Genomic DNA, 20,128 nt, shown 5'->3' with positions numbered 1-20,128 from the left:
GCCCCGTAAAGCTGATCTAAGCGGACACCAGGGCGCTTATTTCGCTTGAAATCACAGATTTGATGATTTAGCGGACATGAGAGCCCTTATCTACTAAGAATTGATCTTATTCATGTGCCTTTTGGTTAAATAAGCGCTCTGGTGGCCGCACAATTCAAATGATGCCCTTTTTGTCACAAATAAGCGCTCTGGTGGCCGCCAAAAAACGCCGAACTTGTCTCTCAACCTTAATCGCCACTTGCACCTAAGTACTACGCCGGAGTTTACTTCAATTATGAAGTTTAAAAGCAACAATCTTACATAAAGAGCCATTTTGTTAATCTCTTATTTTCCTCAATACCCGCATGCCAAATCGAACGGCCCATGCTAGGTTGTTGTCATCCATCAAAAATGGAAGCGTAAAGTTTTCAATTTTTACGATTAATGTTTGTTGATCTAATTGTTCTAAATCGTATTCGGTCCCTTCGACAACAGCAACAACCTTGTTATGAGAAAGCTTAACTTCAAAAGTATCTCCTTCAGCAGAAGTATATTTTCCGGTAAAGCGTATACCTTCCTGAGCAGAGAGGGAGCTACTTTCTCCAACGTCAATCTGCTGATCAACAGGTAAACCAAGTGCGGTATTCACTGCTGCTAACCATACGTCGTTAACTGGTACGCCGGTAACATTCGTAAGCACAGAAATCACGATATGCTTTTCAGGAATAAACCCGAAATAGGACGAGACACCATGCTGACCGCCACTATGTCTTACTAAAGTCACGCCATTGTAATTTTCTGTAACGGCAAGTGCATAACCGTAATCTTCACGCGGCTTCACATAGATGTGGGGTTGCCACATCTGATTATATTCGCCCTTATTTACACCAAAATAATGCTCGCCGTATTTCAACAAATCAAGTACTGTTGAACGAATGCCGCCGCCAACTGCATAATTTCCAAGTGTTGGCCAAGGTTCAACATCGAATTGACTTTGTTTTTTGCTATATGTATATGGAGTTGATACATTATCAAAAACCGCAAGATTATCTAAATAAAATGTCGTTCGATTCATCTGATAGTGTTCTAAGAAATGCTTTGTGATGAATTCACGGTACGTTATTCCAGAAACCCGCTCGATTATTATCCCCAGCAATAAGAATGCGTCATTGGAATAACTAAAATAAGTGCCAGGCTCACCGAGCAGTTGGATTGATGTATTTCGCAAATACGTTAAGTGAGCTTGTAGATTTGTCAATTGTTCATTTCGTGTAATGGGAGGTAATCCGGAAGTGTGCGAAAGTAGATGGTGGATCTTAATTGAATCTACGTTTACGCCTGAGATCGTGAGCTCAGGAATATATTTAGAGACTGGATCATCGACTGAAAGCTTCTCCTTTTGCTGTAGCATGATAATCGATGCTGCTGTAAACGATTTAGTAATCGAGGCAGTACCGAAAATGGTTTCAGGTGTGACCGCTTGTTGATCATTGATGTCACGGTATCCAAAGCCTTTTTGATATAAAAGTTCGCCGTGCTGGGAGATGGCTACTGCTAAACCAGCAATGTGGTCTTTTTTCATTTTGTTTGATATGTAATCCTCAAATTGCTTCCAATCCATTGTCATCTTTATAAATTCCTTTCTGTTTCGCATTCCTATAACTGCATACGTCAGCGAATCATATCACGACAAGCAATGCCATTTTCTATTATCGGTTCATCATAATTTCTTATGAAAAAATCGTGATCCACACCAGTAATACGAAATCCGCATTTTTGATACAAGGCTAGTTGACCAATACTGGAATTTCCCGTCCCAATTTCTATGTGGCGACAACCCCACTGCTTGGCTTGTAGCTTTGCATGTTCAATTAGTCTTTTTCCAATTCCTTGATTTTGAAAGTCAGCGGAGACTGCGATGTTCATGATTTCGGCTGTATTTTCACTTGATTTGAGCAAGATAAAAGTGCCTATAACCTTAGTTGCTTCAACAGCCATGAAGCACGTTCCTTTTTCTAAATAGCGATTAATCATAGCTTTACTTGGATCAGCCGAAAATAGTAACTCATAAGGAATTTCATCACCTTCACCGAGTTGCACAATACGCATGAAGAACACCTCTTTCTCTATAATTATACATCATAAAATTCCTTGAAATGTGAAACTATCCCTTATATCTCTTCGTATTATTTTATAGGAGGATGATAATATGTCAGAAAAAGGTTGTATAAAATGTGGAAGTACCGACGCGGATCAAAAAGAGGTTGCAATGACGGGCACTGGTTTTTCTAAAATGTTTGATGTTCAAAACAACCAATTTGTTGTTGTGTATTGCAAAGACTGTGGGTATTCTGAGTTTTATAATAAACAGGCATCTGGAGCTAGTAATATTTTTGATTTCTTCTTTGGAGGCTAAAGGCTTAAAAAGAGGACGGCAAAAACTAGGGCTCTTTCCGTAAAATTTGGAGCTTTTTTATGAAGTGAAATGCGACATACTGCTCGAGATTTTTGCCAATGCGACTAGCTATACTAACAGCAGAGGGGCTAACCGGATTGAGCGGCCATATAAGCGCTTATTTCGTTTGAATTTTCAGTATCGAGGATTTGACGGCCACCACAGCACTTATTTACCGATATCAAATCGTTGAAACAACATATTCACTCAAATAAGTGCGCTGGTGGCCGCACAATTCTAATAATGCCTCTTTTGTCACAGATAAGCGCAGTGGTGGCCGTCATCAACTCACCGACTGCAGTTCATGCCTCCTCTACAGCACCTGTTTAGCACTACGTAGCATACTAGATATTTTGCGCAAAACAACAATCTTTTGGAAAAAGCCAAAGATAAAGAGGGTGTAGCAAAGTTCTAAACTTTGCTACACCCTCTATCTATGTTAATTCCTTTTGGCCAAAGGGGGAGGCCATAAAGAAAGTTTAGTTTGTAATTGCTTCTGTACCTTGGTTGCTTAATGTTAATGTTGTCGTTTGTTGAGTTCCATCACGATAGAAAGTGATTTCAATGGAATCGCCAATCTTCGTATCGTTATATAAATACTTTTTCAAATCCATCATTGATGAAATTGGTTGTCCGTCAACTTCAGTAACAACATCATATTGTTCAATACCTGCTTGATCTGCTGGTGTGTTCGGTTGAACTTGCGCAATTACGATTCCTTCTGTTACATCTTCACTTAATTGTAAGGTTTGTTGTTTGTTACGAGTTGGCACTGTATCTAAACCAACTGCGGTAATACCCATAAATGGTCGTGAAACAGAACCATTTGTCTCGAGTTGTTCAATAATTGGTTTTGCTGCATCAATCGGTATCGCAAAGCCAATTCCTTCTACTGCTTGTAAGGCAACCTTCATCGAGTTAATGCCGATAACTTCGCCGTTAGCGTCAATTAATGCTCCCCCACTATTGCCTGGATTTATTGCTGCGTCTGTTTGTATAACCTCTGTTGTCCAATCAGAGACGCCATCAGAATTAAGGTCAATATCAACGGATCGTTCCAGTCCACTAATAATCCCTTTTGTTACCGATCCTGCAAAATCAGTTCCTAATGGGTTACCGATTGCAATTGCTGTCTCTCCTATAATTAGGTTGTCAGAAGTACCGAGCGTAGCTACTTGTGTTACTTTACTTGCGTCAATCTCCAGGACTGCTAGATCAGTTAATTGATCGGCACCTAACAATTGTGCTTCCACACGTTCTCCACTAGCTAAAATCACTTCTAATGCTCCTGCACCTTCAACGACGTGATTGTTTGTTACTACGTATGCTTTACCATTTTCTTTTTTATAAATTACGCCTGAACCAGTACCTGCATCTTGTGATTCTGTCCATAGACTTGCTTGCTGAATATTAGCAACACCAACGACAGCCTCAGAGACGTTTTCAATAGCACCTGATAAATCGGTATCACCCATATTAACCGTTCGAACTATACTAGAAGTTGGTGTTGCTTCGGGTGATGTAATACCAGATTGATTTACTTCTGGTGTTGAACCTAATTGCTCAAGTGGAATCACACCCGTTGTAAACAAAACAGTACCAGCAATGGCAACAGACAATCCACCAGTTACACCACTAATGATATGTCCAAGCACGCCATTTCGTTTCGGTTGTTTCTGATTTGTCCTTTGCTGCGAAGATGGAACAACTGGTTCTTCAGTTTTGCTTTCGCTGACTTCTTCCATTGGAATGTGCTGCGCTGTGTTTTCTTGAACATTATCTTCTGTGTTTTCTTGTTCATTGGTGAAAGCTCCATAGCTGTATGTGTATTCTGGTGCTTGTTTATCGTTTTGTTCATTGTTGTAAGTATCATCATGCTGTTGGTTATCGTTACGGTGATAGTCTTCATTGTTATTCATTCGAAAATCACGCCTTTCTTACAAAGTATAGTTTCTTTCTTACATTACCTATTGTAGACAAAAGTTTCGGTAAGTTTTTGGTATAAATGTGTAAAAAGTGTGGAATTAACACATATAGAGAGATAAATGTACGTGTGCATTTGTACTAGGTTCAAGGAAACTGTACATTACTGTTGTATGTGGAGAACTTATATGTCTGGATTTATCACGGCCAGCTCCGGCGCCTACCTCCAATCCAATATGTTGCAAAGAACGCCACGACGAGGCTTGTCTTAAGCTTGTCGGAGATGATCAAGGCACATGCGCTTTTATTACTGCTTGCGCTTTTCTCAAGATGTGCGAAAATAGTGCTAGATAAGGGAGGCGGAGTTATTGAATTATAAAATTACAGTGGTAGAGGATGACCCTAACATCCGCGATATCGTGGCAGCCTATTTGAAAAAGGAGGGCTATGACGTTACCATGGTAGAAACGGCTGAACGTGCTTGGGATCTGGCAAAAACCACTCCCCCGGATATGTGGATCTTGGACATTATGTTACCTGGCATGGATGGTTATGAATTATGTAAAAAGATTAGACAAGAAAGTGAAGTGCCCATCATAATTATATCCGCTAAAGACGATGAAGTCGACAAAATACTCGGTCTTGAATTAGGCGGTGACGACTATTTAACAAAACCATTCAGCCCTAGAGAATTAGTTGCACGAGTCAAGCGCTTGTTTAAAAGGTCAGCGCCATCATCCCAAGATATGCATAACCCTAATCAAGAACCAGACGAGATTGAACTTGGCGGACTAGAGCTGAAATTAAATGATCGACGCGTATTTTGGCAAGGAGAAGAAATTGAAATTACTGCTAAAGAATTTGATATCTTAAGCATTTTTATGCAGAATGAAAATCGGGCTTTTTCAAGAGATCAATTGTTAACCCGGATCTGGGGAGATGATTATTTTGGAAGTGATCGTGCGGTAGATGATTTAATTAAACGATTAAGAAAAAAAATGGACGGACTGCCAATCGAAACAGTATGGGGTTACGGCTACCGGATGCGTTCTAGTAATGAGGATGAACAATGAAGCTTCAATATCAGTTGACAGCAGCTTTTACAACACTATTAATTGTGATTATGTCGGTTGCGGCGATCTCGATTTATTCCTTACTACTTGATTTATTAATTCAAGATGAAAAAAGGCAACTGCAGGAAAATGGTGAAATTCTAGTCAATTTACTTTATTCGGAAAGAAGCTTCTATAATGTACAACGACTTAATGAGCTGTTTGAGAATCAAAATATCCAAATGTTTATTTACGATGAAGATATTAATGCAATCTATTATTCTAATTTACCAGTAGAAATGGTTCAGCAATGGGCTGAAACCTATGATTTTAGTGAAGACGGCCAGCCGTTATGGAAAGCAGGGAACGCGCAATATGTTGTCTCAAAGCTTCCATTAACAGCGCTTAGCTCTGGTATGCAGTTGATTTTAGTAACACCTTTGGTGGATTTGCAGGCCGTTCAACAAACCTTCTTAACAAGACTATTAATTATTTTTGTAATTGGAATTGCTGCAGCGATTTTATTAAGCCATTATTTAACGAAACGATTAGTAACACCACTTACAAGATTAAAGATACAGTTGAAGAAGATTGAAAAACGAAAGTTCGATGATATTGAGGAAATCAAAGCGAGTGGTGAAATTAAAGAGGTAGAACAGAGTGTTCTAGAAATGGCAAGAGAATTACAACGGTATATTCGCTCACAACGACAGTTTTTTCAAAATGCCAGTCATGAATTAAAAACACCGTTAATGACTATTCAAGGTTATGCAGAAGGTATTCGCGATGGAGTGTTTGAAAAAGAGGCAGCAGAACGAGGCTTAGAGGTAGTTGTAGCTGAAATTGGACGCCTGAAAAAAATCATTAATGAAATGATTCTTTTGGCCAAATTAGATAGTGAGGAAAATATTTATCAAGAAGAACAAATAAATGTGGAAGAATTAATTAAACTAACAGTAGACCGTGCCTTACCATTAGCAAATGAAAGAAATATTAAGCTAGTCCATCGAGCAGCACCAAATCTAAGTCTATATGCTGATCAGCAAAAGCTATTACAAGCGACGATGAATATTGTTACCAACGCGGTCCGCCATGCATCGAATCAAGTGCTCATTACTGTTAAAGAAGAGTATGGAATAATCCTTATTCAGATAGAAGATGACGGCAAAGGCATTGCACAAGAGTTGATGCCACAATTGTTTCAACGCTTTGTAAAAGGTGAAGGAGGAGAGACTGGACTTGGGTTAGCGATAGCTCGTGCGATTGTAGAAAGATCTGGTGGAAGTATCCTTGCAGACCGCTCATCACTTGGTGGTGCGATGTTTACAATTAAATTTTAGTCGTAGTTTACAAAGTTTATGGTATAATAGCCTAGTTGTGATTCGGAACCGAACTCGGTTGAAAGAGGAGAGAATGTATATTATGCAATTAAGACAAGATATTCGTAACATTGCTATTATCGCTCACGTTGACCATGGTAAAACAACCTTGGTTGATCAGCTACTACGTTATTCAGGAACTTTTCGTGATAATGAACACGTAGATGAACGAGCAATGGACTCGAACGATCTGGAAAAAGAACGCGGAATAACGATCCTAGCTAAAAATACAGCCATTAATTATAAAGATACACACATAAATATTATGGATACACCAGGACACGCAGACTTTGGCGGTGAAGTAGAACGGATTATGAAAATGGTAGACGGTGTTCTACTTGTTGTGGATGCATATGAGGGAGTTATGCCTCAAACGCGATTTGTATTGAAGAAAGCTTTAGAGCAGAAATTGAATCCTGTTGTAGTTCTAAACAAAATCGATCGTCCAAGTGCTCGCCCTGCTTACGTAATTGATGAAGTACTCGATTTGTTTATTGAACTTGGTGCTGATGATAATCAATTAGAATTCCCAGTAGTGTATGCTTCTGCATTGAACGGAACTTCTGGTAATGAGCCTGAAGAACAGGAAGAATCAATGGAAGCTGTTTTCCAGACAATCATCGAAAACGTTCCAGCTCCAGTCGATAATTCAGAGGAGCCACTACAATTTCAAGTTACGTTGTTAGATTACAACGAGTATCTTGGACGTGTAGGAATTGGACGTGTTTTCCGTGGTTCAATTAAAGTTGGTCAGCAAGTTTCATTAATGAAAAAAGATGGATCTGTGAAAAATTTCCGTGTTACCAAGCTATTCGGTTTCATTGGTTTAAAACGAATTGAAATTGAAGAAGCGAGTACTGGTGATATTATCGCAGTAGCTGGTATGGAAGACATTAACGTTGGTGAAACGGTTTGTCCAGTAAGCCATCAAGAAGCGCTACCTATCCTTAGAATTGATGAGCCAACCTTGCAAATGACATTTGTAGTTAACAATAGTCCTTTTGCGGGTAAAGAAGGTAAATACATTACTTCAAGAAAAATTGAAGAGCGCTTGTTAACACAGCTGGAAACAGATGTTAGTTTACGTGTAGATCCAACTGAGTCACCGGATGCTTGGATTGTATCAGGTCGTGGTGAATTACACCTTTCTATCTTAGTTGAAAACATGCGTCGCGAAGGCTATGAACTTCAATTATCTAAACCGCAAGTTATCATTAAAGAAATTGACGGTGTTCGTTGTGAGCCTGTTGAGCGTGTACAAGTAGATGTTCCGGAAGAGCACACTGGTGCTGTAATGGAATCGCTAGGTTCACGTAAAGGTGAAATGCTTGATATGATTAACCACGGTAATGGGCAAGTTCGTATGGAATTTAAAGTACCATCACGAGGGTTGATTGGATATTCTACTGAATTTATGACACAAACACGAGGCTTTGGTATTATTAATCACACGTTTGATAAATACGAGCCGGTTGTACCTGGTCAAGTTGGTGGAAGACAACGTGGTGTACTTGTTGCCTTGGAACATGGCAAAGCAACAACATATGGTATCATGGGACTTGAAGATCGTGGTATTATCTTTGCTGATCCTGGTACAGAAGTATACGCTGGAATGATCGTTGGAGAGCATAACCGTGAAAACGACCTAACAGTAAATATTACAAAAGAAAAGCAATTAACTAACGTGCGTTCTTCTAATAAGGACCAAACAGCAACAATTCGTAAAACACGTAAGCTTACGTTAGAAGAAGCGATCGAGTATCTAAATGATGATGAGTATTGTGAAGTAACTCCGGAGTCAATTCGCCTTCGTAAGAAAATCTTAAATAAAAACGAACGTGAAAAAGCATCAAAGAAAAAATCGGTATAATAGTCGTGAAAAACCAGTGAAGGGAGCGATCTCACTGGTTTTTCTTTATATACATTAAAATAATATATGCAAACTTATAACAAAATAGTAATAAAAATTTTAAAAAAGGAGAAAGCTCATTTGATACGTTTGTGGAAAAGGTTAAAGTTTATTTTTAAACTAAAAAAATCGATACCATTTTTCGCTGAGTTTTTCGTTAGTAAAAAGGTAAAATTTGTCCATAAACTGCTAGCTATTTCACTGATGTTTGGTTATGCGATATTTCCGTTTGATGTTATTCCTGATCCAATAATCGCTTTAGGAATAGTCGACGATGTTGCTGTAATTAGCATTATCCTACAACGAATTGTTCGAATCGCACCACCTGAATTAAAGCGAAAATACGACATTAAGTAGAAATTATTTATCAAAAACATTGACACTTCGAATAGTGTGGGCATAGACTAAGGAAGTAATGTTTTTGCCTAGACCAACAAAAGTGTCTAAGGCTAAAACGAGCAATATATGCATCAATGATCATGCTCAACGAAGGGGAGATATGCTTTGGTTCAATGGTTTATGGAGCTTACTCCAATTATTCAAGCGTTTATATTTACTTTATTTACATGGCTGGCGACAGCAGTTGGGGCATCAGCAGTATTTTTCTCGAAACAGCCGAGCCAGAAATTATTTGATAGTATGTTAGCATTTGCTGGTGGGGTTATGATTGCAGCCAGTTTTTGGTCTTTGCTTGCGCCAGGAATTGCGATGGCAGAAGAACAGGGTATACCTGGTTATATCCCAGCAGTAATCGGTTTTTTGTTAGGCGGTATTTTCCTTATGCTTGTCGACCGAGTCTTGCCATTTATCGATGAAAATTCATATTTTAAGGACATTAAAGATCGTAAGGCAAAACATCGTACTGCGATGCTAGTCTTTTCTATTACACTTCATAATATCCCAGAAGGTCTTGCGATTGGTGTAGCATTCGGTGCCTTAGCGGCGAATTTCAGTTCTGCAACACTTTCAGGTGCGATTGCTTTAGCGATTGGTATTGGTATTCAAAATGTTCCTGAAGGGGCGGCAGTGTCTCTTCCATTGCGAAAAGAAGGAATGTCGAGAAGAAAAAGCTTTTATTATGGTCAGTTTTCAGGAATGGTGGAACCAGTGGCGGCCGTTATAGGTGCGTTGGCTGTTGTATTTATTGAACCATTACTGCCATATGCACTAAGCTTTGCAGCAGGTGCAATGATTTTTGTAGTGGCAAAGGAAGTTATACCGGGATCACAGGAAAAAGGAAATGTGCAGCTTGCAACCATGAGTTTGATGATTGGCTTTGCTGTCATGATGATTCTAGACGTTGCATTAGGATAATTCTTTTCCATTGTGAGAGTTTTATAGAAATATATTATTAACACGTGAATGCTGATATGCAATTCACGTGTTTTTTGGTTGTTTTATAAAAGGTTGTTGTTGTTGTTGTTGTTGTTGTTGTGCAAAATGGCTAAACTCCGACGTAACGTAGTGCTCGTGATTTCCGCTCCAGGCAGTCGCTTTCCGGAGCGGTGCAAGCACTCTCCAAGTTACGTCGGATTTCACTTCAACTCTGCAGTTTATAAAGTAATAAACTTATGAAAATAGTCTTTATTTTTATAATATAGAATGCAAAAAAGCGAGCTTGAATAATTCAAGCTCGCTTCGTAAGAGGGTGGAAAGCCCTCTAAGAATATTCAATTTCTTTCATTCTCTGTTTGCGATAGCCACCAGCTATGTCTGCCTGTTTAAATTCTTTGTTGTAATGAACCTCTTGGGCAGAAGATAATTGAATACCTGTTCTTTTAGTTGGTTGGTATTGTGCTTTTCTTGCCATATGATATCCATCCTTTCTCCTATGATTGGTTGAAAAATGGCTATAATAAAGCGATACCCGAACGGAAGAAAACTAAAACATTGTCGCTAATATTTTTCATGCCAAATATCTAAAATTGGACCATCTGTACCGAAGATAGGATCATAATCTGGCAAAGGCACATTTATAATTCGTTTCAAATTTTCATCATGTTCTTCTGGTTTGCCAGTTTTCAAGTCGTAATTGAATCCGTTTGGATAAGCACCCATCACGGCAAAATCATCGCTCGAACCAGCATTTTTATGGCTGACACCGGCGGGTATTATTACAACATCCCCAGCAGCTACGCGTAACTTCAAGCCACATTTTCCACCAAAAATAATCGCAGCCTTCCCTCGTAACACAGCTAATACTTCATGGGTATTACTATGAAAGTGGTGAAAATCGAACACACCGCCGGTCCAACTGTTTGTCCAATTATGACTGTGGAGTAAATTCTCGACTTTTTCGGGATTATCCATCACCTGAGGATATAGGAGCAAAGGAAGTTTAGGGTTGTTTGGAAATTGCCCATCATCCTCAAATAAAAAGGTCTGTTCTTTTTGATAGACCATTTATATCCTCCTTTACTTCAAAATGTTTATCCGATAATATGATACCCTGAATCAACATGAACAACCTCACCAGTCACTGCACGTGAAATTGGGCTTAACATTGCAACCGTCATGTCACCGACCTCTTCCTGGGTAACATTAGCTTTTAGTGGTGCTTTGGTCTCGATCTCATGTAACATTTGATTAAACGACGGAATGCCTTTTGCTGCAAGTGTACGAATCGGACCTGCTGAGATAGCATTAACACGGATGTTATCTTTTCCTAATTCTAGTGCCAGATATTTTACAGAAGATTCTAAGGCTGCTTTCGCAATCCCCATTACTTTGTATCCTTCAAGCGCTCGTTCTGCACCCAATGCACTCATCGTCACGATAGAAGCACTATCAGATAAATAGGGTTTCGCTTCTCTTGCAACAGCTATTAACGAATATGCGCTAGTATCTTGAGCAAACGCGTAGCCACTTCTTGTAGTGTTGATAAATTCTCCTTTTAGATCTTCTCCATGAGCAAATGCAATAGAGTGAACGATACCATCGATTTTGCCGGCTTTCTCACCTATTTCAGTAAATGCCTGCTTAATGCTTTCATCATTAGTAACATCACATGCAACAATTAATTCCGCAGGTAAACTATGTTCATCGAGTAATTTAGTCAACTTGTTTAATGAACGTTCTTTTCTGTATGTGAAAATAAGTTTAGCTCCTGTTTGATAAAGTGATCTAGCCACTCCCCAAGCAAGACTACGCTCGTTTGCGACGCCCATTACAACGAATACTTTATCCTTCAATTTCAGAATATCTTCCATAATAACCTCCATTTAAATCTAATTAATATGTATGTGAACAACATAGACTATAACTGATTTTTACCGTAAATACCACATGTTGTCCGAACGACTATGTTATTTAGTCTCGAAAAATTGTGTTAATAGCTTTTGATAGACAGTAAACAAGGCTGGACGCTCCTCTTCATCTATACCATGAATAAGGCTGTTGTAAACTGAAGTATAATACCATTTTTGACTGTCGTAATCTCGTTTAAATGATTTCCACACGTCATCGCCAATTTGCGCATAGGTTTGTGAAATTGATGAGAGGTTATCAATCTTATCTGCACAGACGACAAGTTTTGCTTGAATTGGCGCATTTTTAATCGTTTCTATCGTGTGTTTTTTCCGTTCTTCCCATGAAAGAGATTTATCCGGTTCGCTCGCATATTCCACAAGTGCGGCAACTGTTTTTCCAAAAAGTTCACTTATTTCAGCTAACGTTCCATCAGTATCTTCCACTACATCATGAAGGATCCCTGTAATAACGACTTCTTCCTCACATTGTTGTTGTGATAATAGCATAGCGACACGGTAAGGGTGTGAGATATAGGGGATATCCTCGGCTTTTCTCCGCTGTCCATCATGTTTTTTTGTTGCATACGCAATTGCTTTATTCATATTTTCCACGTTTATCACCTCGTCACAAGTATAGCGGATATGCAGATAGTTTTCCCGAAAACAGCGCAAATAAAAAGAGAAGGTTTCCCTTCTCTCATTGCGCATCTGGTATTCGTGGTTTGGTTGGGTCACAGTTTGGTGCTGGTTTATTCGTTGATTGAGCAAGCTTGATTAAATAATAGCATTCCTCACGAAGCATATGGTCAGCCATTAATCCTGAGAACGTACCCAAGACGGTTTCGGAGAGCTCCATTTCTTCTAATTCATGTAGAAACGTTCGAAATAAGTGCATTTCTATTTCAACATCAGAATTAAACCTTTCTAAAGCTGGGAATGCTTTAATGTCCGAGCGAAGGTAGCCAGTTAACTCAATTGCCTTTAAGTAAAAGTTGTTGAACTGCTTGGTAAAATCTTTACTCTTCATTTTTAGCCTTTTTTCCACACCATCCATACGGTCATTAATAGCACCTGCATGACCAGATGCATCGACTAGCCAAATTAAGTGATGATGAAGTTCGTGGAAGATTGGGGGAACATCTCCTTGTTTTAAATAACCTAGGACAAGCTCATATTCTTCTAATTCATTGACCATATGATTAACGAACGTAGGTGATAAATGAATGCCAATTGTTCCGGTCAATTGCCTTCGCATGATTGAGAACTTAAAAGCCTTTAACTTTTCAGTAAGACCTTCTGCTTTTTTTGTAAAAGCAATCGCATTATGGTCGTCGATTGATTTTGCTTGGGCAAGCAATTGATCAAATTGGTTAACAAACACTTTTGCTTGTTCGATATCCTCTGTTTCCTTTGGATATAAAGAATCACGAATAAATCGAGAATGGTCTCCTAAAATTTGCAACCAAAATTGATGTTCAAAAGAAGCACTACGTAAGAAGTCGTTCAATTCTGTCAGCCCCTTTGTTACTTAATCAATTCAGTCTATTCTAGTTATTTGTATTTTATTAACCTTTTCGAGCATGAGTATAAACAAATTGGAGAAACCAATAGTAACGAAACTATTATGATTCTTTTACGTCTAATAATAGAGGTTGTTGAACAAGCACTTATAATGAAAAAATTAGGCATACTTTGTCATTTGATGTAAGATGGGTGAAGAATATACAGCAGTTAAGGGGAGTAATGACGATGTATAAACGATTGATAGTACTAGTCTTTAGTTGCTTATTGTTAACGTGGCTAGTTGCATGCAGTAACGGAGAGAAAGACAATGAAACGACCGAACAAGAGAATCAGCCAACTGATGTAGAAGAGATAGAAGAACCAGTAGTTGAAGAAGAACCCGAAGAACCAGAGGAACCAGAAACGGTTACACAAGAAATTAGCATAGCAGCGGTTGGAGACATCCTAGTGCACAGCTCTGTTTATGAAGATGCAAGAACTGAATCAGGCTATGATTTTATGCCAATGTTTGAAAATGTTAAACCATTTTTGGACGATACGACGATCACCATCGCTAATCAAGAAACGATGATTGGTGGTACAGACCTTGGTTTATCGACTTATCCAAGGTTTAATAGTCCGTATGAAGTAGGAGATGCCCTAAAAGGAATTGGGGTAGATGTCGTATCAATTGCTAACAACCATACATTGGATCGTGGAGAACAAGCGGTTCAAAATGCCATTAGTCATTGGGAAAAGATAGATATGATGTATACAGGAGCATACAAAGACGATCTTGATCGGCAAAATATCCGCGTGATGGAGACCGAAGAAGGCATTGACGTAGCATTCCTAAGCTTCACATATGGTACGAATGGAATTCCTGTTCCTGAAGGGAAAGATTATTTAGTTAATTTAATTGATCAAGAAAAAATAGTCGCTGATATCGAAGCGGCCAAGAAATTATCTGATGTTGTCATTTTAAGCCTTCACTTTGGAACAGAGTATCAGCGTATGCCAAATCAAGAACAAATTGATTTAGTCCAGCTTGCGGCTGACCATGGGGTAACAGCTGTCATTGGCCATCACCCACACGTGTTACAGCCTGTCGACTGGGTTGAAGGTAAGAATGGCAACAAAACGTTTGTATCCTATTCATTAGGTAATTTTATTTCTGCGCAGGATGAGTTTTATCGTCAAATTGGCGGTGTCGTTCAATTTGATATAGAAGTTACAACGACTGGGGAAGAAAAAACGGTCGAGGTACAGGATCCAAAATTCTTGCCAACGTATGTGAAGTATCAAAACTGGAGTAACTATCAAGTGCTTCCAATGTACCAACTAACCGATGAAGACCTACCAAATGCTGCTGAGCACTATGAAGAGATAAAGCAGCATATGTCGCAGCTGGTACCAGAACTAACGTTTATAGAAAGTGAATGATAGAAGCCCTGCCTCCCGTGCAGGGCTTTATTTATGTTTAAGGATGGAAATAGAATAAAATTATTAGCCCTTGGTGATTTTATAGCGCCTGTTCATGATGAATGCAAATATCGAAAGTATCGCTCCAGGTATGAGCAGTCCTGGTGTTGTAACGGTAATCTCTCGTCCAAAGTCGGGGATGAAGGAAACGAGAACAAAACCTATACCATTAATAGCTAATAGAAGTATAAATACTCTAAAAAATTCTTTGATTTTACTCAACTGTTTTCCGCTTATCCACCGCAGCCAAGAAAATATAGCGAAAATAGACAGAAAGAGCATACTAAGAATTACTACTAATAGTAAAGCTCCTCCACCTATAGAAACGGTAGGGGGGGTGTCAAAGAAAAAACTAACGATCCCAACAATTAATGCCACTTCTCCTAAAAACATAGAAATAAGATAGCTGTAATAAGTAACATTATTTTTAGTCTTCTCAGCAGGCAATTCGTTTGCTAAGGTTTTGCAATATGCTTTCGGATCTTCTCCGAAAACTTCCTGTGCTGATTTCCCACGAGTTTGTGCATCCAATAAGTGATCCAAAAGCTCATTTAATAATTCTTCTGTCTGTTGTTCAGATTTGTTAATCGATAACCTTAAGTACACAAGCATCTCCTCATAATAGGAAAGATTATTTTCATTCAACATTTCTCTTTTTTGATTGTTTAATGCAATTAGCTGTTTCGCATTCATCCTTATTGCCCTCCTTGTTTTAAGATGTTATCTACAGGACTTTTGATGCTTTCCCAATGCTTTTCAAAATTTCGCAACGTCTCTTTCCCTTGTGGAGTAAGTGTGTAGTATTTACGTTTAGGACCTGTCTCTGATTTCTGCATCGTTCCGATAATTAGTTGCTCTTTTTGAAGCCTGAGCAGAATCGGATAAATGGAACCTTCACTTACATTTGATAGTCCATTTTCTTGTAGCTTTAGTGATAGCTCATAACCGTATGTTGTTTGTGAATTGATGATTGCTAAAATGCATCCTTCTAAGATTCCCTTGAGTAATTGACTTCGTGAAGACATGTAACCACCTCTATCTTGTTATGCAATATACCTGTTTTAAATCAAGCTAACTTGCTTAACAAGATAGCTTGATTATAATATACACTTATTGTATTCAAACTGCAAGCCTAATCTGGTATGATAAACATGTACTTTGTTTTTAAGAAGTAGTATAAACAAGGAGTGTGTAAAATGGCTAAAAGCAAAGCGAAAAAGTATCGTGAAAGAATGGAAAGAGAAGGGAATTATAATCCTGAATTGAATAGAGGTTTATATACCTTTGCCGACATGAGAACAAGAAAGACGAAAACATTAAAAGATAAAATGTATCGAGTTAAACATAAGGAGCGTTCATCCAACCAAAACCATGGCTATGATGAAGGCTCTTTTTGTTTGCTTGTGATGTAATAGCAAATAGTTAAAAATTATGTTAACTATCATTAACTGTATATAAAAAACTGTTTATATTTGGTATGATAGGCTTTGAACTATAGTACATAACCTTTCTAGAAGGAGATTAATCAGATGGAATGGAGAAATATTTATCGGGGAATCTTAATGGGGGCGAGCGATGTCGTTCCAGGTGTAAGTGGGGGAACAATAGCGGTAGTATTAGGAATTTATGACCGGTTGATTGAAGCAATTAACGGTTTTCTCAGTAAAGAATGGAAAAAACATCTTGCCTTTTTGGCACCACTTCTAATCGGCGTTGGTGCATCAATTTATTTGTTGAGTGGTGTCGTTACATGGTTATTTGAGCATCATCCACGTCCAACTCAATTTGCATTTCTTGGGCTGATTATAGGTGTGTTGCCATTTTTGTTTAATAAATCTGATGCTAAAAATACATTCAAAACACAACATGTCGTTTTATTAGTGATTGGTGCAATCATTGTAGGCTCTATGGCCTTTTTTCATACCGTTGAATCGGAACCGATGCAGAACTTAACAATCTCAAATTATCTTTTTATCTTGCTTGCCGGGTTTATTGCAAGTAGTGCCATGATCCTACCTGGAATTAGCGGCTCCTTTTTATTATATTTGATGGGTGTTTACACGACTGTATTTGGTGCTGTTCATGATTTGCAATTGGATATCGTTGCTGTGTTCGGAGTAGGGTTTGTGATCGGTATCGTTATAATGAGTAAAATTATTCATTACTTTATGGCAAACTTCCCTACTAGTACGTATGCTTTGGTGATTGGGCTAGTAATCGGATCGGTTGCCGTTATTTTTCCAGGGTGGCCAACGACGACACCGTCCACCATCTATAGTATCATTGCATTTGCGGGTGGGTTACTTGTGGCTTATCTGTTAGGTAGAATTGAATACAAAGAGTAGAGGTAAAGCAGAATACTTGCTTCTTCTCAAAGGCGATGATACATTTTTTGCAATCAACAAATATTATATTATACAACCTATGGACATCTTACTAAGTTATCTGGCCACGTCCAGCTCCAGCGCTAAAGCTGTAGTGAGACAACACCCACCTCCGTACGATAAGTCAACATCGATTCGCTTTCGCTCATCGTGTTTCCTTTATCTCCTCGAAAATAAAGAGCTATTTTCTTCGTGCGAGGTAAAGCTTTCGAAGCATAGTCTTGTCCTGCGGTTCAGTCCAGTCCATACGTCGCTAAACGGGCGCTTGCGCTTTTGTTACTAAAGAAAGGGGTTATCAACCATGAAAGCTATAAAAACAAAAGAAGAATTCTATGAAGTAATTAGTTCAGATAAACCTGTCATCGTTAAGTTTTTCGCAGACTGGTGTCCAGACTGTAAACGAATGGATATGTTTATCGGTGATATTCTTGAAGAATACAATCAGTATGAGTGGTATGAAGTGAATAGTGATGAAGTTGAAGGACTAGCGCAGGAACACGAAGTAATGGGCATTCCTAGCTTACTTATTTTCCAAAATGGTGAAAAGCTAGCACACCAGCATAGCGCCTTTACAAAATCACCAGAGGAAGTAACCGAATTTTTACAACAACAATTAGGTTAATGAAAAGCTCCCCTTACTTTTTACGGAAAGGGGAGCTTTTCATGGTTCTCGGTGCTCCAGTCGGTGGCGATTGCACCACACGTGAGGGGAATTGCACCAGAAGCCAGGCTGATTGCACCACACCTGGACAATTGCACCACACATCATAACAATTGCACCATACGCCGCCGTAATTGCACCAAACACGGCCATAACCAGTCGCTAAAATGCACCTGCTCCGCCGCCACCACCAGCTGCACCCCCGCCACTTGTTCCACCCCCTTGACTGTCTGCTCCCATCATTACCGCAGATGAGGAGGCAATTAAATAGATACTAGGGTCGAATGCACTCGCTGCGCTTACCGGATTTTTTAGTAAAGGAAAATGTCCCAACGAAGCATAGGAATCTGCAAATGATCCAAGTTGTTTGGCAAACATATTGCCATAACCGAGAAGAATCGCGTATTGCATTTTTGTTTCTGCTTCTTCTGGTGTAGTTCCAGTTGGATACTGATTAGTACTGAACAACCGTTTTGCTGTCTTAATTGCATATCTTAATTCCTTTACGTCATCATTCCATTGGTAACTAGGAAGGACGAGTGATAGTGTACCTGCAACGAGTATGAAAGCGAGTAAAGCCCAAGTACCTGTCGTAAATGTTAAGAATAAGCACATGATTGTTACGGTCAAATAATAAATTGCCAGTAGAATTTTATTGCTTTTAAAAGCTACTGTCGATACTGCTACAATAGTAAGGATCGCCGATACAACATATTGTGATGCTACGGGTAACACATCTTGGTAATAAAAATAAATAACAAACAACCCGGTTAATACAATATCCACAAAAGAAAATGCTAAAAACGGACGATAGCTGCTTTTCAGCTTTTGGAAAGACGGTTGTTCTTTCACAAGCTTACGCCAATGTTCAAATTGTATTTTTAAAGCTTCCATTTTATCACGTACAATTTTTTGTTGATCAGGAAGCAGTTCCTCATAATTTTCAGGAGCTTCTAACGATTCAAGTGAAAAATATTCTCCTTGCTCATCCTCTTTCGTAAATAACCATTCCTTTAAAAATTGATCGCTCTCGGACAGTTTCTTGGTAGTACCTATCCAAGTAAATCGAAATGGAGTCCTGCTGCTTGTTATGGTGTCTGATGGTAACTCGCCAATCGAAACAAGGCCACGTTGATGGAGAGAAAAAAGTCCGGCAATAAAGTCCTCGCCAGATAACCTTGTGTTATTAGCGACATATTTTACGAATAGCGGATCGTTTTTCTCCATGAGTTGGATTAATGCTTCTTTGTTTTTTGTGCCTTTGTATCTATTTGGATGATTCCAAAGCATGATAACTCCGATGATCACGGATAGGAAAATAAATATTAGTAAAACAGGAGCCATCATATTTAGATTTTTGTCTAAGTTTTTATATTTTTCCTGCAAAAGTTGTTCTTCAGTTAAAATGGAACTTTTCATTTCCTTATTCTCATCCACAGGTTGTGCGGTTAATTGATCAGCAGGAAAGATGAGTCGGAAATCATAAGATTGATCGGCTGAGACGAAATCATAGCTGTAATGGATTCCACCATCATACGATTCTACCGCCGGTTTTTCTTTGGCATGCAAAAAGAAAAAGGTGTTCTCGGTCACAGCTTCCGCGGGCGTGTATAAGTGAATCGAAACATCGTGTAAGTCCGTCTCGTTAGAACTATCGAAAAAAGTATATGTTAAATCAGCAACATCGGTATATTTCGTCACAGAGCCAACAATATCATAGCTGTATAATACTTGTTTTGTCTCGTTTTCCGAGCTTGTATAGATCTTGTACTGCTCTTCATCTAACTCAATCTCTAATTGTTCTAAACCATCTGTAGCTATGCTCGCATCATCAGCTTGTTCATCGACTAAGTACGCATGGAAATTTTGTGCGTTTGATTTAATCGCACGTGTCATCCCTTGGAAAGATCCATCAAAAGTATATTGAAAAAGCTCTTGGACATGGATCGTTCCGTCTGTATCAATTTGTGCTTGGATATCCACTTTGTCGATGGAGAAACTGCGGTCCCCGTCGGAGAAACCAGTTAAGATAAAAAGCGCGCTAATGAAAGAAAGAAGGGGAATGATTTTTTTCATCTAATCCATCCTTTTCGTAAAATGTTGTTTGTACATGTACGAATGAGTAGTATGAAAAGTTCCACTGATATAGGCTA

Annotated in this window: 21 protein-coding genes; 10 read left to right on the top strand and 11 right to left on the bottom strand. The window is 38.8% G+C overall.

Going from position 1 to position 20,128, the window contains the following annotated elements:
• Positions 1-316: 316 nt before the first annotated feature.
• Both ACI6MV_RS19465 and ACI6MV_RS19460 read right to left on the bottom strand, forming a co-directional pair.
• Positions 317-1,600 (bottom strand): serine hydrolase domain-containing protein, encoded by a 1,284-nt coding sequence (locus tag ACI6MV_RS19465; protein WP_407271984.1) that lies wholly within the window; start codon positions 1,598-1,600, stop codon positions 317-319.
• A gap of 50 nt (positions 1,601-1,650) precedes the next feature.
• Positions 1,651-2,088 (bottom strand): GNAT family N-acetyltransferase, encoded by a 438-nt coding sequence (locus ACI6MV_RS19460; RefSeq protein WP_407271983.1) that lies wholly within the window; start codon positions 2,086-2,088, stop codon positions 1,651-1,653.
• A gap of 100 nt (positions 2,089-2,188) precedes the next feature.
• Here ACI6MV_RS19460 and ACI6MV_RS19455 point away from each other — a divergent pair, with 100 nt between their 5' ends.
• A complete protein-coding gene (locus tag ACI6MV_RS19455; RefSeq protein ID WP_407271982.1) occupies positions 2,189-2,395 on the top strand; it encodes a zinc ribbon domain-containing protein in 207 nt (68 codons plus the stop codon).
• 518 nt (positions 2,396-2,913) lie between these two features.
• Here the strand turns inward: ACI6MV_RS19455 and ACI6MV_RS19450 are convergent.
• Complete coding sequence (locus ACI6MV_RS19450; RefSeq protein ID WP_407271981.1) at positions 2,914-4,353, bottom strand: S1C family serine protease; 1,440 nt, start codon at positions 4,351-4,353, stop codon at positions 2,914-2,916.
• Between the two features lie 372 nt (positions 4,354-4,725).
• On the opposite strand from ACI6MV_RS19450, the gene ACI6MV_RS19445 reads away from it, so the two are divergent.
• The 5 genes from ACI6MV_RS19445 (at position 4,726) to ACI6MV_RS19425 (ending at position 10,011) form a co-directional block, all read left to right on the top strand.
• Positions 4,726-5,430 carry a response regulator transcription factor gene (locus ACI6MV_RS19445; protein ID WP_407271980.1) on the top strand — a complete coding sequence of 235 codons (705 nt, stop codon included), beginning with the start codon at positions 4,726-4,728 and terminating at the stop codon, positions 5,428-5,430.
• A complete protein-coding gene (locus ACI6MV_RS19440; RefSeq protein ID WP_407271979.1) occupies positions 5,427-6,749 on the top strand; it encodes a sensor histidine kinase in 1,323 nt (440 codons plus the stop codon). Before ACI6MV_RS19445 ends, ACI6MV_RS19440 begins: the two co-directional genes overlap by 4 nt.
• 82 nt (positions 6,750-6,831) lie before the next feature.
• Positions 6,832-8,658 carry a translational GTPase TypA gene (gene typA / locus ACI6MV_RS19435; RefSeq protein ID WP_407271978.1) on the top strand — a complete coding sequence of 609 codons (1,827 nt, stop codon included), beginning with the start codon at positions 6,832-6,834 and terminating at the stop codon, positions 8,656-8,658.
• A gap of 120 nt (positions 8,659-8,778) precedes the next feature.
• A complete protein-coding gene (locus ACI6MV_RS19430; RefSeq protein WP_407271977.1) occupies positions 8,779-9,054 on the top strand; it encodes a YkvA family protein in 276 nt (91 codons plus the stop codon).
• A 147-nt stretch (positions 9,055-9,201) separates the two neighbouring features.
• Positions 9,202-10,011, top strand: a complete 810-nt coding sequence (locus ACI6MV_RS19425) for a ZIP family metal transporter (protein WP_407271976.1) — start codon at positions 9,202-9,204, stop codon at positions 10,009-10,011.
• 346 nt (positions 10,012-10,357) lie between these two features.
• On the opposite strand, the gene ACI6MV_RS19420 is transcribed toward ACI6MV_RS19425, so the two are convergent.
• From ACI6MV_RS19420 to ACI6MV_RS19400, 5 genes are all read right to left on the bottom strand, one after another.
• The gene (locus ACI6MV_RS19420; RefSeq protein WP_407271975.1) at positions 10,358-10,507 is read right to left on the bottom strand and encodes a YfhE family protein; all 150 of its coding nucleotides are present in this window, start codon (positions 10,505-10,507) and stop codon (positions 10,358-10,360) included.
• Positions 10,508-10,593: 86 nt separating this feature from the next.
• Positions 10,594-11,100, bottom strand: a complete 507-nt coding sequence (locus tag ACI6MV_RS19415; protein WP_407271974.1) for a cupin domain-containing protein — start codon at positions 11,098-11,100, stop codon at positions 10,594-10,596.
• A 26-nt stretch (positions 11,101-11,126) separates the two neighbouring features.
• A complete protein-coding gene (fabI, locus tag ACI6MV_RS19410; protein ID WP_407271973.1) occupies positions 11,127-11,906 on the bottom strand; it encodes an enoyl-ACP reductase FabI in 780 nt (259 codons plus the stop codon).
• Positions 11,907-12,002: 96 nt separating this feature from the next.
• Positions 12,003-12,548 carry an HD domain-containing protein gene (locus ACI6MV_RS19405; protein WP_407272001.1) on the bottom strand — a complete coding sequence of 182 codons (546 nt, stop codon included), beginning with the start codon at positions 12,546-12,548 and terminating at the stop codon, positions 12,003-12,005.
• A gap of 94 nt (positions 12,549-12,642) precedes the next feature.
• Positions 12,643-13,452 carry a DUF2935 domain-containing protein gene (locus ACI6MV_RS19400; protein ID WP_407271972.1) on the bottom strand — a complete coding sequence of 270 codons (810 nt, stop codon included), beginning with the start codon at positions 13,450-13,452 and terminating at the stop codon, positions 12,643-12,645.
• Between the two features lie 242 nt (positions 13,453-13,694).
• On the opposite strand from ACI6MV_RS19400, the gene ACI6MV_RS19395 reads away from it, so the two are divergent.
• The gene (locus ACI6MV_RS19395) at positions 13,695-14,891 is read left to right on the top strand and encodes a CapA family protein (protein WP_407271971.1); all 1,197 of its coding nucleotides are present in this window, start codon (positions 13,695-13,697) and stop codon (positions 14,889-14,891) included.
• A gap of 63 nt (positions 14,892-14,954) precedes the next feature.
• On the opposite strand, the gene ACI6MV_RS19390 is transcribed toward ACI6MV_RS19395, so the two are convergent.
• Positions 14,955-15,623, bottom strand: coding sequence for a DUF1129 family protein (locus tag ACI6MV_RS19390; RefSeq protein WP_407271970.1), 669 nt, complete (start codon positions 15,621-15,623; stop codon positions 14,955-14,957).
• Positions 15,624-15,625: 2 nt separating this feature from the next.
• Positions 15,626-15,955, bottom strand: coding sequence for a PadR family transcriptional regulator (locus ACI6MV_RS19385; protein WP_407271969.1), 330 nt, complete (start codon positions 15,953-15,955; stop codon positions 15,626-15,628).
• Positions 15,956-16,126: 171 nt separating this feature from the next.
• Here ACI6MV_RS19385 and ACI6MV_RS19380 point away from each other — a divergent pair, with 171 nt between their 5' ends.
• From ACI6MV_RS19380 to ACI6MV_RS19370, 3 genes are all read left to right on the top strand, one after another.
• Positions 16,127-16,342: a hypothetical protein gene (locus ACI6MV_RS19380; protein WP_407271968.1), complete on the top strand. Its 216-nt coding sequence runs from the start codon at positions 16,127-16,129 to the stop codon at positions 16,340-16,342.
• A gap of 117 nt (positions 16,343-16,459) precedes the next feature.
• Positions 16,460-17,275 (top strand): DUF368 domain-containing protein, encoded by an 816-nt coding sequence (locus tag ACI6MV_RS19375; protein WP_407271967.1) that lies wholly within the window; start codon positions 16,460-16,462, stop codon positions 17,273-17,275.
• Between the two features lie 340 nt (positions 17,276-17,615).
• A complete protein-coding gene (locus ACI6MV_RS19370) occupies positions 17,616-17,936 on the top strand; it encodes a thioredoxin family protein (protein ID WP_407271966.1) in 321 nt (106 codons plus the stop codon).
• A 201-nt stretch (positions 17,937-18,137) separates the two neighbouring features.
• Here ACI6MV_RS19370 and ACI6MV_RS19365 read toward each other — a convergent pair whose 3' ends face one another.
• On the bottom strand, positions 18,138-20,051 hold the full coding sequence (locus ACI6MV_RS19365) for a DUF2207 domain-containing protein (protein ID WP_407271965.1): 1,914 nt from the start codon (positions 20,049-20,051) through the stop codon (positions 18,138-18,140).
• Positions 20,052-20,128 lie beyond the last annotated feature (77 nt).

The sequence above is a fragment of the Radiobacillus sp. PE A8.2 genome (assembly GCF_045635475.1).
Taxonomy (GTDB): domain Bacteria; phylum Bacillota; class Bacilli; order Bacillales; family Amphibacillaceae; genus JBJGXI01.
Note: the sequence above shows the minus strand (reverse complement) of the source record. Positions and strands in the feature narration are given on the sequence as shown.